This is a genomic window from Bordetella sp. N (assembly GCF_001433395.1).
Lineage (GTDB): Bacteria > Pseudomonadota > Gammaproteobacteria > Burkholderiales > Burkholderiaceae_B > Bordetella_C.
Genome location: NZ_CP013111.1, coordinates 5,245,870 through 5,260,862 on the forward strand (window position 1 = coordinate 5,245,870; position 14,993 = coordinate 5,260,862).

The 14,993-nt window shown below is 61.7% G+C and carries 12 protein-coding genes; 3 read left to right on the top strand and 9 right to left on the bottom strand.

The window, feature by feature from the left end:
* Nucleotides 1–37: 37 nt before the first annotated feature.
* The 7 genes from ASB57_RS22700 to ASB57_RS22730 all read right to left on the bottom strand — a co-directional run bounded on the left by ASB57_RS22700 (nt 38) and on the right by ASB57_RS22730 (nt 7,865).
* On the bottom strand, nt 38–1,126 hold the full coding sequence (locus ASB57_RS22700) for an asparaginase (protein WP_082621769.1): 1,089 nt from the start codon (nt 1,124–1,126) through the stop codon (nt 38–40).
* 2 nt (nt 1,127–1,128) lie between these two features.
* Nucleotides 1,129–2,052 (bottom strand): ParB/RepB/Spo0J family partition protein, encoded by a 924-nt coding sequence (locus tag ASB57_RS22705; protein WP_057654253.1) that lies wholly within the window; start codon nt 2,050–2,052, stop codon nt 1,129–1,131.
* 5 nt (nt 2,053–2,057) lie between these two features.
* On the bottom strand, nt 2,058–2,861 hold the full coding sequence (locus ASB57_RS22710) for a GNAT family N-acetyltransferase (protein WP_057654254.1): 804 nt from the start codon (nt 2,859–2,861) through the stop codon (nt 2,058–2,060).
* A 4-nt stretch (nt 2,862–2,865) separates the two neighbouring features.
* The gene (locus ASB57_RS22715) at nt 2,866–3,666 is read right to left on the bottom strand and encodes a ParA family protein (RefSeq protein WP_057654255.1); all 801 of its coding nucleotides are present in this window, start codon (nt 3,664–3,666) and stop codon (nt 2,866–2,868) included.
* Nucleotides 3,663–4,352, bottom strand: coding sequence for a 16S rRNA (guanine(527)-N(7))-methyltransferase RsmG (rsmG, locus tag ASB57_RS22720; RefSeq protein WP_057654256.1), 690 nt, complete (start codon nt 4,350–4,352; stop codon nt 3,663–3,665). Before rsmG ends, ASB57_RS22715 begins: the two co-directional genes overlap by 4 nt.
* A complete protein-coding gene (gene mnmG, locus ASB57_RS22725) occupies nt 4,349–6,265 on the bottom strand; it encodes a tRNA uridine-5-carboxymethylaminomethyl(34) synthesis enzyme MnmG (RefSeq protein ID WP_057654257.1) in 1,917 nt (638 codons plus the stop codon). Before mnmG ends, rsmG begins: the two co-directional genes overlap by 4 nt.
* A gap of 1,399 nt (nt 6,266–7,664) precedes the next feature.
* On the bottom strand, nt 7,665–7,865 hold the full coding sequence (locus tag ASB57_RS22730; protein ID WP_057654258.1) for a cold shock domain-containing protein: 201 nt from the start codon (nt 7,863–7,865) through the stop codon (nt 7,665–7,667).
* Between the two features lie 380 nt (nt 7,866–8,245).
* Between ASB57_RS22730 and ASB57_RS22735 the strand changes: the two genes are divergently transcribed.
* Together ASB57_RS22735 and ASB57_RS22740 are read left to right on the top strand one after the other, a co-directional pair.
* Nucleotides 8,246–9,412 carry a pyridoxal phosphate-dependent aminotransferase gene (locus tag ASB57_RS22735; RefSeq protein ID WP_057654259.1) on the top strand — a complete coding sequence of 389 codons (1,167 nt, stop codon included), beginning with the start codon at nt 8,246–8,248 and terminating at the stop codon, nt 9,410–9,412.
* Nucleotides 9,413–10,880: 1,468 nt separating this feature from the next.
* Entirely contained in the window at nt 10,881–11,153 is a 273-nt protein-coding gene (locus ASB57_RS22740) for a DUF4148 domain-containing protein (protein ID WP_082621770.1), read from the top strand.
* A gap of 302 nt (nt 11,154–11,455) precedes the next feature.
* Here ASB57_RS22740 and ASB57_RS22745 read toward each other — a convergent pair whose 3' ends face one another.
* Together ASB57_RS22745 and ASB57_RS22750 are read right to left on the bottom strand one after the other, a co-directional pair.
* Nucleotides 11,456–12,607 carry a cell division protein FtsQ gene (locus ASB57_RS22745; RefSeq protein WP_057654261.1) on the bottom strand — a complete coding sequence of 384 codons (1,152 nt, stop codon included), beginning with the start codon at nt 12,605–12,607 and terminating at the stop codon, nt 11,456–11,458.
* A 10-nt stretch (nt 12,608–12,617) separates the two neighbouring features.
* On the bottom strand, nt 12,618–14,027 hold the full coding sequence (locus ASB57_RS22750; protein ID WP_057654262.1) for an MBOAT family protein: 1,410 nt from the start codon (nt 14,025–14,027) through the stop codon (nt 12,618–12,620).
* 84 nt (nt 14,028–14,111) lie between these two features.
* Between ASB57_RS22750 and ASB57_RS22755 the strand changes: the two genes are divergently transcribed.
* Nucleotides 14,112–14,972: a polysaccharide deacetylase family protein gene (locus tag ASB57_RS22755; RefSeq protein ID WP_082621771.1), complete on the top strand. Its 861-nt coding sequence runs from the start codon at nt 14,112–14,114 to the stop codon at nt 14,970–14,972.
* Nucleotides 14,973–14,993 lie beyond the last annotated feature (21 nt).

The following is a 14,993-nucleotide window of genomic DNA, read 5'->3' on the forward strand; positions in this document are numbered from 1 at the left end:
ATTGCGGTGCGTCACGCGAATGGCTCCGCGGCTGTTCTCAACGCCGGTCGAAGATCTCTTGCAAGCAGACAGGGTCACGCGTGCGGGTCAGTCCCACCATCAACAATACGCGCGCCTTCTGCGCGGACAATTCGCCTGCCGCGACGAAGCCGGCCGCGCTATCGTCGACCTCGGCGCCACGGCCTACATAACCACTGCCGGTGCGGCTGGCGCGCACGACAACCACGCCGGCGGCGCTCGCGCGCTTCAATGCTTCCAGCGCGGCATCGGTGGCATTGCCGTCGCCCACGCCGGCCAATACCAGGCCGTCATAGATCGCGGCGAGCGCATCGATGACATCCGCCTGCAGGTCGGCATGCGCGTACACGATGGCCACGCGCGGCCATTGCGCGGCGGGCCCCAGGGTGTCCAGGTCGAAGTGGTCGAACGCGCTTTGCGCGTGGCCGTGGAACAGTGGCTCCACACCAACCATCACGCCAATGCGGCCGCCATTGGGCGAGGCGAAAGCGTTGATGCCGCTGGCAGCGATCTTCTGCACGTCACGCGCGGCGTGGATGTCGCCGTTCATGATCACCAGCGGCCCCTGCTCCCTGGCAGCCCGGTGACGCGCCAAGGCGACGGCGGCAAAGAGATTCGCGGGACCGTCCGCGCTCAACGCAGTCGCCGGGCGCATCGCGCCAACGAGCACCAGCGGTTTACGCGTCGGTGCCGTGAGTCCAAGAAAGAAAGCCGTCTCTTCGAGCGTGTCGGTGCCATGCGTGACGACGACGCCCTGCACGTCCGGATCCACATCCAGCGCACGTACGCGCGCGGCCAGCGCTTGCCAGACCGCATGCGTCATGTTCTGGCTGCCGACGTTGGCAACCTGTTCGGTGTGCAAACGCGCGAGCCCCGCCAGCTGTGGCACGGACGCCAGCAGCTGGTCGACCGAAATGCTGCCTGCCACGTACGACGATGACGTGGCACTGGCCTGCACACCGGCGATGGTGCCGCCCGTGGCCAGCACGGCAATCAAGGGCAAGCCATGGTCGGCAGCGCCACCATCGGACGCCGTTGCGGTTTGTACGTGCTCGGCAGCTTGAACGGGCTGCGTGGGCTGCGTGGACGAAGAGGACGCTTGAACCATGCTCAGGCCTCGTCGAGTACGCCGGACAGCCCCTGCTTTTCCAGAAGCGAGTTCAAGTGCTCCCAGCCATGGAAATCGATGACGATCTGGCCACGCTCACGCGCGCTGATCTTCAACGCCACGCGGGTACCGAGGAAATCGGACAAGGCCTCTTCCAGGCGCGTCACGTCACGCGACGAGGAGGTTTTCTTCTTGCGTTCGACGGGATCCGCGGCAATGCCCGCCGCGGTCACCAGCTTCTCCGCTTCACGCACCGACAGGCGTTTGGCGACGATCAGATTGGCCAGCTGGATCTGCGTCGCGGCATCCACCGCGAGCAAGGCGCGGGCATGGCCCATGTCCACATCGCCAGCCAGCAACATGGTCTGCACGGGCCCGGCCAGGTTCAGCAAACGCAGCAGGTTGCTGGTGGCGGAACGCGAGCGGCCGATGGCCTGGGCGGCCTGTTCATGCGTCAGGCCGAACTCGTCCAGCAGACGACGTACACCCTGCGCTTCTTCCAAAGGATTCAGGTCTTCGCGCTGGATGTTTTCGATCAGCGCCATCACCGCGGCGTGTTCGTCGGCGACGTCACGCACCAGCACCGGCACTTCCTTCAGTCCGGCCAGCTGCGCCGCGCGAAAGCGGCGTTCGCCCGCGATGATTTCATATTCACCTGGAACGTCCGGCAGCGAGCGCACCAGGATGGGCTGCATGATGCCCTGGGTGCGGATGGAGTCCGCCAGTTCCGTCAACGCGCCTTCGTCCATGCGCGTGCGCGGCTGATACTTGCCGGCGCGCATGCGCGTGACCGGCAACACCGATGGCGGGCCTTCGACTTCCTTTTCCTTGACGGCAGTCTTGCTGAAAGTGTCTATCGCAGGCACGTCGGCGCCCAGCAATGCATCGAGACCGCGCCCCAATCCTTTAGGTTTTTTCGTCGCCATAGTTTTCAATCCTTACCCGGCTGTTTATCTTGTGGCGCGCGATACCAATAACGGTAACGCTCGGCGAAGCCCATCGCGCCGTACAACTTGCGCGCGGCTTCATTCCCCGTCTCGACTTGCAGGTACGCATGGCGCGCGCCATGCGCCCGGCCCTGCGCCAGCAAATGTTCCACCAACGCGCGGCCATAACCGCGCCGCCGCGCCTCCGGGATGACGACAACGTCGAACACGCCCACGACGCTTGCGTCCATCACGGCGAGGCCCGCGCCGACGATCTGGCCTGCATCATCACGCGCGAGTACGCGTGCGTTGGGAACGGCGATTTCAGCGATACGTTGTTGATGCTCGCGCACGTGTTCTTCGCCGTAGTCGCGCAGCTTGCCGGTGACCGACGCGAACAGCTCGGGCGTGCTCACTTCGTAATGCAGAAGGGGTGCGGCGGAAGGCGCGGCCGTCGGCAGGTCGACCGACATGACCAGCGTTTCGTCGGTGCGTTCGTAGCCGCGTTGTTCCAATTGCGCATCCAGGGCGGGATCCACGCAAGCAGAGTTCAGACGGAAAATCAGGGGGCGTCCCACGCGCTGATAATGCGCGTGGCAAAACGCCAGCTTCTCATCGATATCCAGCAAGGACGTGGCAACCGGATTGATGCTGCGCGCGCGGCGCGCCTTGGCATCGGCCCAGCGCATGAGCCAGCCATCGTAAAGCATCTGTTGCCGCACCACCGTCGCGTTCAGCGCCGCTTCTTCCATGCGGGCGGTGAGCGGGTCGCGCGTGGACAACGCCGTCGCGGTATCGATCATCTGCATAGGTTCAAGTCGTAAGAGTTCTGACGCGTTCGATCATCTCCGCGCCAAACGAGATGTAAGCCTGCGCGCCGCGCGAGTTGCGGTCATAGACCACGCCCGGTAAGCCGTGGCTGGGCGCTTCGGCAAGACGCACGTTGCGCGGCACGATGGTCGTGAACACCTTGTCGCCGAAGTGCGCTTCGAGCTGTGCGGACACTTGCTGCTGCAGGGTCATGCGCGGGTCGAACATCACGCGCAACAGGCCGATGACGCGCAGCTCCGGATTGATATTGCGATGCACGCGCTTGATGGTGTTGACCAGGTCCGACAGCCCTTCCAGCGCGAAGTATTCGCACTGCATGGGGATGATGACACCATGCGCCGCGGCCAAGCCGTTCAAGGTCAACAGCGACAGCGTGGGCGGACAATCGATCAGAACGAAATCGTAGTCGTCGGCGACCGTATCGAGCGCAGCCTTGAGTTGACCCTCGCGCTCTTCCATCTGCACCAGGTCGATTTCCGCGCCGGCCAATTCACGGTTGGCGGGCAGCACGTCATAGCCCCCTGCTTCCGAGCGCACGCGTGCGTCGCTGATCGAGTCTTCACCGATCAACACTTGATAGAGATTGGACTCCAGCGAGCTCTTGTCGATGCCGCTACCCATGGTCGCGTTGCCCTGCGGATCGAGGTCGACCAGCAACACGCGTTGACCGTGCGTGGCCAGGCCAGCGGCCAGGTTGATGGCGGTCGTGGTCTTGCCGACGCCGCCCTTCTGATTCGCGATGCAGAATACGCGTGCGGGTTTGCTGGGGGGTGTAGTGCTCATGGGGTTCCTAGGCTGCCGCTCGCGCGGCGCATCCAGATTAGGCAACGCTGCGCATCGAGTTCCGGCACCGTAATGGGCTGGATGTTTTCGACACGCCATGCGCCTTGCAACTGCAGCTCGGCAATTTCTTCGTCGGGAGACTTTCCCTTCAAGGCGACGAGGGTACCATCGTCGGCCACGTGCCGTCCGGCCAGATCGGCGAAGTCGCGCAAGGACGCAAACGCCCGCGACGTGACGACGTCGCAGCCCGCGGGGTCCAGTTGCTCGACACGCGCGTGAACGGACTGCAGATTGGCAAGGCCCAACACGCCGGTCATCTGGCGTATGAAGGCAGTTTTCTTTTCGACGGCGTCGACGCAGCTGATGCGCCAGGTAGGCCGCATGATGGCCAGGATGACGCCAGGCAGGCCGGCGCCGGCACCGATGTCGAACAGCTTGCCGGCGGCCGGCATGACGCTATCCAGCGGCGCGACGACGGCCAGGCTGTCGAATACGTGATGCACCAGCATCTGGTCGGGGTCGCGCAGCGCCGTCAGGTTATAGGTGCGGTTCCAACGCTGCAGCTGCGCGAGGTAGGCAAGCAGCTGTTCGACCTGGCGGTCGCTCACAGACAGCCCCAGCGCCTCGCAGCACGCGCGCAGACGCGCGCCGGCATCCAGCCCCCCAGTCTTCTGAACGGGGCTCATGCGGCGTGTTTGCGCGAGCTGTAGTGCAGGCGCTTCAGATGGATCAGTAATAGAGAGATCGCCGCCGGAGTCACGCCGGAAATGCGCGCGGCCTGGCCGATGTTTTCAGGACGGTGCGCCTTGAGCTTCTGGCGCACTTCAAACGACAGGCTGGTGACGGCGTCGTAGTCGACGTCGGCGGGGATGGCCTGCTGTTCGTGGCTCAGCTGCTTCTGCACCTCATCCTGCTGCCGCGCGATGTAGCCGGCGTACTTCAGCTGGACTTCGATCTGCTGAGCGACGTCGCCGTCCTCTACCCCGGGGCCAGCCAGCAGGCTGCCGTCGACGTTACGCGCGTCCATCAATTGGCGATACGTCAGACCTGGCCGTTTCAGCAGATCTGAGAGTGAGTACTCACGTTCAATTGCCTGTCCCAACAGAGGCATTGCGGCTTCTGCCGGAAATACACGCGGATTGACCCAAGTGGATTGCAAACGCTGGATTTCATTTTCCACCGCGTCGCGTTTGCGATTGAATGCATCCCATCGAACGTCGTCGATCAGGCCCAGGCGCCGACCTATCTCGGTAAGCCGCAAATCGGCGTTGTCTTCACGCAGGCTAAGGCGATACTCCGCGCGCGAAGTGAACATGCGATAGGGCTCGGTAACGCCGCGGGTGATCAGGTCATCCGCCAACACACCTAAATAGGCTTCATCACGGCGCGGCACCCAGGGCTCTTTATCCAAGGCGGACAGCGCGGCGTTCACACCTGCCAGCAGTCCTTGCGCACCTGCCTCTTCATATCCTGTCGTGCCATTGATCTGGCCAGCGAAATACAAACCGGAGATGGCGCGCGTTTCCAGGGTCGACTTCAATCCACGTGGATCGAAGTAGTCGTACTCGATGGCGTAGCCAGGCCGAAGAATGTGCGCATTCTCCAAGCCGGGCAAGGAATGGATCAGATCCAGCTGGACGTCGAACGGCAGGCTGGTCGAGACACCGTTCGGGTAGACCTCATGGGTGTCCAGACCCTCCGGCTCCAGAAACACCTGGTGCGCAGACTTGTCGGCGAACCGGTGGATCTTGTCTTCGATGGACGGGCAGTAGCGCGGACCTACTCCTTCGATGACGCCGCTATACATGGGCGAGCGATCGAGACCGCCACGGATGATGTCGTGCGTGCGGCTGTTCGTGTGGGTAATCCAGCAGGGCAATTGCCGCGGGTGCATGGCAGCCGTGCCCATGAAGGAAAACACCGGGACGGGGTCGAGGTCGCCCGGCTGTTCTTCAAGAATGCTGTAGTTGATGCTGCGGCCATCGATGCGCGGGGGCGTACCGGTCTTGAGGCGTCCTTGCGGCAGCTTCAATTCCTTCAGGCGCTGGCCCAGCGAGATGGCGGGCGGGTCACCGGCGCGGCCAGCCGAGTAGTTCTGCAGACCCACGTGGATCAGGCCATTCAGGAAAGTGCCGGCCGTCAGCACGACCTTGCGTGCGTAGAACTTCAAGCCGATCTGGGTGACGGCGCCGACGACGCGATCGCCCTCCACCATCAGGTCGTCCACCGCCTGCTGGAACAGCCACAGGTTGGGCTGGTTTTCCAGACGGGTGCGGATGGCTTTGCGATAAAGGACCCGGTCCGCCTGCGCGCGAGTCGCGCGAACCGCGGGGCCCTTGGAGCTGTTCAAGATGCGGAACTGGATGCCCGCCTCGTCGGTGGCGATCGCCATGGCGCCGCCCAACGCGTCGATTTCCTTGACCAGATGGCCCTTGCCGATCCCGCCGATGGAGGGATTGCAGGACATCTGACCCAGGGTCTCGATGTTGTGGGTGAGCAGCAGGGTCTTGGCGCCGGCGCGGGCGGAGGCCAGGGCGGCTTCCGTTCCGGCATGGCCACCGCCTACCACGATCACGTCGAACTCACGGGGATAATCCATTTTTCGCAAATCAAATAAAGAGCTGTAGGTGGGGATTATAAATTCGCCGCCGGGGCCGTGCCATGTTTCACGTGAAACAACGGGTGGGGCCGAAACGGTCTACATCGAAGGTCGGGGGCGCGCACGAAAATGTCTTTGTTCTGCCCCTACCCTACCCCTAGGCCCAAATAACTCTATTTTGGGCGTCGCTCAACCTGTCCAGGCGCGCGTGGGATCTGGGTACCATTCAACATCGCGAGCCCAGCTGAGTGATCCGTGTTGAACGGCAGGTGCAGATATGGGCGATGGCGGCCTGGCGAGTGCCACCTCCGTGAAGACCTGGGTATGTTTCACGTGGAACATTCCTGGATGACGAATTACCCAAAGATGGCATAGCGAAGCAAGATGTGGAGTTTAGCCTTAGCGTCGCAAGGCATCCAGGGATAGGTATAGAGATCAGTACCGCAACACCAACTTGTTGCTGCCGGCCGACACAGACGCAGCCAAGAGGCAGCCAAAAGGCCGCGTTGTTTCACGTGGAACATAGGGGCCAAGCATAAATGTGGAGGATGTCTGCGGTGCTGAGCCGGCGAGCGCAAGAAGCCAGACCGAATCCCCCCGTATAACGTCTACCTCTCCCGATTCACCTGGCCCTATTCACCGCGTCACATTTGCCTCTCTTTATTCACCATTCCACGTGCAACGCTCCGCGTTCCATGTTCCACGTGAAACATCACGGGTAAATGCCCTAGCCCGAAAGGCTGAGACATTCTCGCGCCCATCCGCCTGCGCCGGGACTCCTCCGCGATGGCCGCCACAAAGGCTTGGCCATCCAATAAAGACGACCGCCCACTCTTTGCTCACCCTCGTAAAAGTAATCCACAGGCAAATCCATACTCCGTGGCGCACCCCGTACATCGGCAAAAGGCCAGCGATAAACCTGGGGATAGTTTTGTGAATAACCTCCCACGGCCCGCTTCATGCCCCTTCTAACGAAGGGAGCCAGCCGAGCCCTCAGCGGCCAAAAATACCAATTGCAGGGCATAAAACGACACCGTTTTACAAAAACCCCTATAAAGATTGCTCGCCCCATGGGGATATTCATCCCTAAGAGCTGCCGGACTGCACCCTTATATGGGTGCGCAAGCTGTGTATAACTTCATCTGGGGATATCTCTGCCGCGCACGAGATCTCCCACCAGCCGGCAGCCAGGCCGCATAAGTACTCCCGGGATATCCCACAGTTACTCACATAGTTATGCACAAACAAGCGCCCGGACCTGAAGCGCCGCAACCGCCCCTGCTGCCGAGGCAACCCCGGCGCCCACGGCGGCAGACCCCGCAATGAAAAACGCCCCGGACCTTGCAGGTCGCGGGGCGTTTGGTGCCGGCTGGTCGGCGCGGGTAACGGATTACCCGGATTAGAGCGGTCGGATCTCCGCCGCTTGGGGCCCCTTCGGGCCTTCCTTCACATCGTATTCCACATCCTGGCCTTCGTTCAGGCTGCGGTACCCGCGGCCCTGGATCGCCGAGAAGTGGGCGAACACGTCAGTACCACCCTCTTCCGGGGTAATGAAACCATAGCCCTTGTCGGCGTTGAACCACTTCACTTTGCCCTTCATATCCTCAGATCCTCAAGTAACACGTACGGTAGGCGGTGTTATTCAAAAATTGCGTTTTTACCAACCGCAAAGCCATGCTTAAGCCGAGCCCGCCGTGTCTCAGGGGTGGGCCGAGGGTTAGCGAACAGATAATGACGCCCGGCATGAATATCACTGCCGAACGAGCATACTCACGAGGGCCCGGCGGGCACATTTGCTGTTTACCCTTATGTGGCATTTTTTCAACTGGCCATCACAGCCGGCCCCTCAAAGTGCCCTCGCCCTGCCCCTTGCCGGTCGCTTGCCCCGTCGCTTGCCCGCCACAAAAAACCCGTCCCGCAGAGCTCGGCCAATGGTGGGATACTTCACCCCACAGGTCACAACCCCTCTACCGACACACCATGATCCGATCCAAGTTGCCCGACGTGGGCACCACTATCTTTACTGTCATGAGCCGCCTGGCCATCGAGCACAAAGCAGTCAATCTGGGACAAGGCTTTCCGGATTTCAATCCGGATCCGCGGCTGCTGAAGCTGGTCGACAAGGCCATGGCCGACGGCCATAACCAGTATCCCTACATGACCGGCGTCGCTCCCCTGCGCGAAGCCATCGCCCGCAAGACCAAGGACCTGTACGGCCATGCCTACGATCCGGAGACGGAAATCACCGTCACCAGCGGCGCGACCGAAGCCTTGATGGCCACCGTACTGGCCGCCGTGGGCCCCGGTGACGAAGTCATCGTCATCGAGCCCTGCTATGACTCCTACCTGCCCTCCATCCGCCTGGCCGGCGCCACGGCCGTCCCGGTGCCGCTGCGGGCGCCCACTGAGGCCGATCCCTACTACCGCATCGATTGGCAGCGGGTGCGGGACGCCATCACGCCGAAGAGCCGGCTGCTGATGCTGAACTTCCCGCACAACCCGACCGGCGCGGTACTGGACGACAGCGATCTGGACGCCCTCGAGCAGATCGTGCGCGACACCGGCATCCTGCTGGTATCGGACGAAGTCTATGAGCACATCGTGTTCGACGGGAAACCGCATGCCAGCCTGGCCCGGCGCCCCCTGCTGGCTGAACATGCCTTCATCATTTCGTCCTTCGGCAAGACGTATCACACCACCGGCTGGAAGATCGGCTATTGCTGCGCGCCGCGCCAGCTGAGCCTGGAGCTGCGCAAGGTTCACCAGTTCATGGTGTTCACCGTGTCCTCGCCGATGCAATTCGCCTTGGCTGAGTTCATGAACGACCCGAAGCCCTACCTGGACCTGCCGGCGTTCTACCAGGCCAAGCGGGATCGCCTTAGCCAGGGTCTGGCCAAGACGCGCTTCAAACCCCTACCCAGTCCCGGCACCTTCTTCCTGATGGCCGACTACTCGGCGATGTCCGATCTGCCCGAAGCGGATTTCGCCCGCTGGCTGACGGTGGACCATGGCGTCACGGTTATCCCCATCTCCGCCTTCTATCAGCGCCCGGATGCGCCGGAGTCGAACCACAAGCTGGTCCGTTTCTGCTTCGCCAAGAAAGATGACACGCTGGATGCCGCCCTGGAGAAATTGCAGCGCGTCTAAGCCGTCAACCTTCCCTGCGGTATACCCGCAGGTCAAAAGCCCCCAGAGAAGCGCCATGGCGCCGTCTGGGGGCTTTTTTTTGACTACGCACCACCACTGGGTCTCTTGCCATAAGCAAAAGCCATGGTCAGGGTTCCAGGACTCTTCACTTTCTGTGAAGAGCTGTGCGCCGTGAAGCGGGCTGCGAGAGCACCGGTTTGTCCCCGCTGTTCCCACGAACTAAGTTATTCACCTATCTCTTCTATATATAAAGAGTAATGATGGATAAGGACTGTGGATAACTCCATCAACTCAAAAAAAATTTGAGTTTTCAGAAACTTGCACGCGTTTTTGCTTGTGCAGCAGTTCTGTTTTCGATGTGCGCCAAGGTTGAGCAACTTTCCCGTGAACGATCGTAAGGGGTATTTGTGCCAGTACCATCCACACGCTGTGCACAAGTCCGCTACTTAGAGCTTATCCACAGGGCATCGCGCGCCCGACAAGGCAAAGTCGCCTGTCCTCTGTGGACATCGCTGTTCGGCAGCCCCCAAAATTTGTGATCGACACCAGGAAAAGTGCTCAGACGCACACCTGCGCCCTTGTTTTTCAAAAAATTTGTGGATAAGGCCTAAGCCTTCCCCCGTAGCGAGCAAAAAACGCTCAGTTCGTGAGCAGGCGCGGCGAATTTCGGGGAAACCAGGTCCCTGCCGAACCCGTCAGGACGAGTTATCCACGGCCTGGAGCGTTTGCGCAGCCCTTGGTGTACATGCAACCCCGTCCGCAGTGCCGTTCAACCCTCCAGAGGCCTCTGCTCGCTTGCTGGCAAACCGAGGATGGTCAAAAAGAGAGCAGCCTTTCCTTCCCGGCCACTTCGGTCCTGGTCAAGCATTGACCACCCCTGGACCAGTTGTGTCATTTCGCACACCAGGTTCGGCAAGCTGCTTAAGCAACCCATAGCCAAGACCCTGACCAAAGCTGTTTTTTTGCAGGTCACCTGGTGGAGGTAAGAGAAGAAGTGTTTTTCACACCTTCTTTTCTATATAAATAGAATGATTATGGTGGGTGTCTGTGGATAACTGCATCAACCTTGAAAAACCTATCGTTATCAACAGCTTGCACGACTTTTTCGATGTGGACCAACTCTGTTTTCGGCCGTGCCCAAAGTTGAGCAACTTTCCGGGAAGCGATCGGAATACACCTTTGTCCAGATTTCTTCCACAACGTGTGCACAACTCGGCGGCATAGACGTTATCCACAGCTCATCAGTACGGGCTTCAAATCTGGTGTCTGACCTCCGTGCGGAGCACAGACATAGCGCCAATCCGCCTATCTATAGACCGATTAGTCGTTTTTTTGGATAAATCTTTTTCGATAGCTAGGGTTTATCCGGAGTCGGACGCGGCGCACAATTCAGTCCATAGAGAAACGGTTCAGCAGGCGCGCGGTGGGTACCGCCCCCTGAACCGACCTAACCGGACTGGAGTTTGAAATGAAAATCCTAGCTAGCGCAGTTGTAGTTTCCCTGGCCATGATCGCCGGCGCCGCTCAAGCGGCCACGCCTTTGGGCGATCCTGACAACGCGCCTTTCCAAGGCACCTACGGTCAGGCCGACGAAGGTGTCAGCCGTGCACAAGTGCAAGCTGAACTGGAACAAGCCAAGGCTGCCGGCATCGGCATGATCGGCGATGTGGACAACGCCACGTTCCAGGACCTGGTCAAGGTCAGCGAAGGCGACGACAGCGGCCGCACCGAATTCGCCTGATTCACCCGCAAGACACGATCGATGCAAGGACGGCGCACAAAGAGAACTCAATAACGTCGTGAAACGCTAAGCCCCGCAAACGCGGGGCTTTTTTATCGAACGAGGTTTCCAGCCTGGGGACAAATCCGGGGATAGCCTGTGAAAACCACGGGGAAAACCTTGGGGACAAGATGTGCGGAAGCCGGGGATAAGGCTGTGGATGTCCTGGGGGTAAGCGGCTGAAAACGGTGGAAAAAAAAGGCGCCTGCATAGGGTAAAACCCCGCAGGCGCCGATTTGGACCGCTATCTGGAAAGCCAGAACCTAGAAGTGGACTTTGTCCTCCGCGGTGAGCGGCGTTTGCAGGTCGCGCTCGTCCATCTCCCAAATGATCAACTTCGGCGGCGTCTGCTTCCAGGCCACGCTTTTGAAGTAGGCCTGCGCCGCCCCGCCGAACTTGCCGCCGTCGCGCGCGAAGTTGCCAACGGCCACGCCCAGGGCCTGGGACAACTGCGGCGCGAAGGCAGAGGTGCGCGAATACGACGTGCCAATGAGCGCCAGGGTCGGCAGTCCACTGTCGCCGAACAGGTCGTCCGAGCTGGCGGCCGCACCGGCCGCGGCAGGCGCGGCTTGCGCGGTCCACGTGTGCTGCTCGACCACCTCGCCAGGCGGCTGCAGGCTGGCGGGCAGCCAGTCGACACCGGCCAGGCGGACCAGATCGCCCGGACGGGGCGCGGCCGGCAGCGCGGTGACGCGATAAGCCTGTGGCGGTTGCAAGGGCACGCCCGTCTGCTTGATCTGGTCAGCGACGACGCGCGCCGCCGCACCCGCGCCGGTTTCGGTCCAGTGCGTATCGGTGCGGTAATAGGCGTCCTGGCCCAACCCCGCCAGGGTGGCGGTCAGATCCAGGGTTTGCACGCCCTGCCCTTGCAGCGTCTGGACCCAGCTGGATACGCGATCCTGGAAAATCGCGGGCCGGTGCAGATCGCATAGGCGCGCGGTTTCGATGCGGCTCTTGTCGGGTACCACGGTCACCAGCAACTTGATGCCGCGCCTGGCCAGCGTCTGCTGCAATTGCGCGACGATGTCGGCGCGTGCTTTCGCGTTGGCGGCGCCGTCGGGATGAATCTGCAATTCATCGCCAAGGAATAGCCAACCCGGGCAGCCGCGCCGTACGCGGTCGCCCAGGTCGCGCAAGGTCAGCCAGCCCAGGCCGCGCTGCAAACGCGCGGCTTCGCTGCTGAAGTCCATATCCGCCAGACGCATCGACATGTCATGCGTGACGCCGCCATCGAGCACGCGGTGTGTCGATATGTCGTCGGGCAGGAAGGTGTGATCGCCGGTCCAGGTCCACCAGGCGTTGCTGATCGCGCCAACACCCATGAAGGCCACCAACACCACGCCGGCCAGGCGCGCGTTGCGCCGGTTCAGCGTGTCGGGATTCAGGGTGGGCGGTTGTTCGGGACGAGTGTTCATCGTGTCCGCCTCAGAACTGGAAGTACAGGAAAGGCACGGCACCGCGCGAAGCGATCAGTGCGTAGGCCAGAAGGAAGCCCGCGACGGGCCATAGCGCGCTCCAGAATACCCGCAGGCGCGTCGCTGGACGCGAAGACCACCAGGGCTGCAGCGCGGGCAATACGACGCACAGGATGCCCAATGCGGCCGCCAGGTAATGCGCGGGCCGTAGCGTGAACATCATGGCGTCGCCCAGGCCCACGCCGTTCAGGCCGAACTGGCCGCGATACATGTTCAATGCAGTGTGGAAGTTGGTCGCGCGGAAGATCGTCCATGCGAGCATGACGAACAACAGCGTGAGGATGCGCGACAGCCATACCGGCACCGCGGGCAGTCCGTTGCTGTTCCACGCGCGCGCTACCGCAAGCGCGGCGCCATGCGCGAGCCCCCACAGCAGGAAGTTCCAGCTTTCGCCGCCGTGCCACAGGCCGGCGATGCCCATGGTCAGGAGCAGGTTGCGATACGTCTTCCACACACCCCCGCGATTACCGCCCATGGGTATGTAGAGGTAGTCGCGAATCCAGCTGGACAAGGACAGGTGCCAGCGGCGCCAGAAGTCCTGGATGCTGCGCGCCAGATAAGGATGATTGAAGTTCTCGGGAAGATGGAAGCCCATCATCAGCCCCAGCCCGATCGCCATCGCGCTGTAGCCCGCGAAGTCGAAGAAGAGCTGCAGCGTGTAGGCGCCGCAACCTATCCATGCATCGGCCAGCGTAGGCTGGTGCAAGGCGAATGCGGCGTCCACCACGGGCGCCAAGGTATCGGCGATCAGCACCTTCATGCTCATGCCGACCATGAAGCGGCGCGCGCCCAGGCAGAAGTTCTCCCAGTCCATCGTGCGATGGGCCATTTCCTTGTCGACCCAGGCCCAGCGGATGATGGGGCCCGCGATCAGCTGGCCGAACATCGCCTTGTAGGCGGCGAAGTCGATGAAGCTGCGCTCGGCGCGCACGTCCTGGCGATAGACGTCGACCAGATAGGACACGGCCTGCAGCACGAAGAAGGACAAGCCGGCGGGCAAGGCCACTCGCTCCCACGCCACCGGCATGGCGCCGCCCATGGCCGCGATGTCGTTGAAGGTGGACACCAGAATGTTGGCGTACTTGTACCAGCACAGCACGCCACCGTTGGCCGTCAGCAGCAGCACCAGCAGCCACTTGCGGCCATGGCCCGCGCGGAACTGTTCGATCAGCAAGCCGCCACCCCAAGCCACGACGGTCACGGAAACCAGCAGCAGCAGATAGATGGGCTTGAGCCAGCTATAGAACAGCCAGCTGCCGACAAGCAGGACGAAGTTACGGGCGCGTTGCGGCGACAACGCATAGATCACGAGGAACGCCGGCAGGAACAGCGTCAGGAATTCCAGGGAGGCGAAGACCATTGCTCGATTATTTTCGTGTCAGTGGAACGGTTGAACCCACCGCGGGATAGCGGCGAGCGGGAAGGCAGGATTAGAATCAGCGGCATGATGACCAAGCCGAAATTCTTCCGCCGAATTCTTGCCGCAGCAGGCCGCGTTGCGGCGCTCGCGACGATATCCTTGCTGTCTTGCCATGCGATGGCACAGAGCGTGGCCATCACGTTCGATGACGGTATGGATCCGCGCAACGAACCGCGCGCCGCGCAGTGGAACGCGCATCTGCTCGATACGCTTGCCAAGCATCACGTTCGCGCCATGTTCTTCCCGGCGGGTGTGGTCATCGACAGTCCGGAAGGACTGGCGCTGGTGCGCGCGTGGGGCGCCGCCGGCCATGCCATCGGCAATCACACCTACACGCACCAAGGCTTTCTCGACAACGTCACGCCCGAAGCCTTCATGCAGGACGTGCTGCGCGAACAGGCGCTGGTCGGCAAGATGCCCGGCTGGTGCCCGCGTGTGCGCCTGCCCTATCTCAACGAGGGCAATACGCCCGAGCGGCGCAATCGCTTCTACAACCTGTTGGCCCAGCATGGCTACGGCGTGGCGCCCATCACGATAGGCATCGATGATTGGAACTACAGCGCGCGCTTCGTTGCCGCGGCGAACAAGAATCCGTCGTTGAACATCGACCAATTTCGCAAGCCCTATCTCGACCGCTTGTGGCAGGAAGTGGAGAAACAACAAACGGTATGGCAACAGCAGCTGGGCCGCAGTCCGGTGCATGTCCTGCTGCTGCATACCAATGGCTTGAACACCGTCCTGCTGCCGGACATCCTGACGATGTTCGAAAGCCATGGCTGGACCTTCGTCGATCCTGCCGTGGCGTTCACCGATCCTATCTATCAGCGTCCGTATACCGCCGCCGATGGCACGCAGCATCCGCTGCCCATCCCTGCCTGCCGCTGACGCGCCCTGAGGGACGGCGGC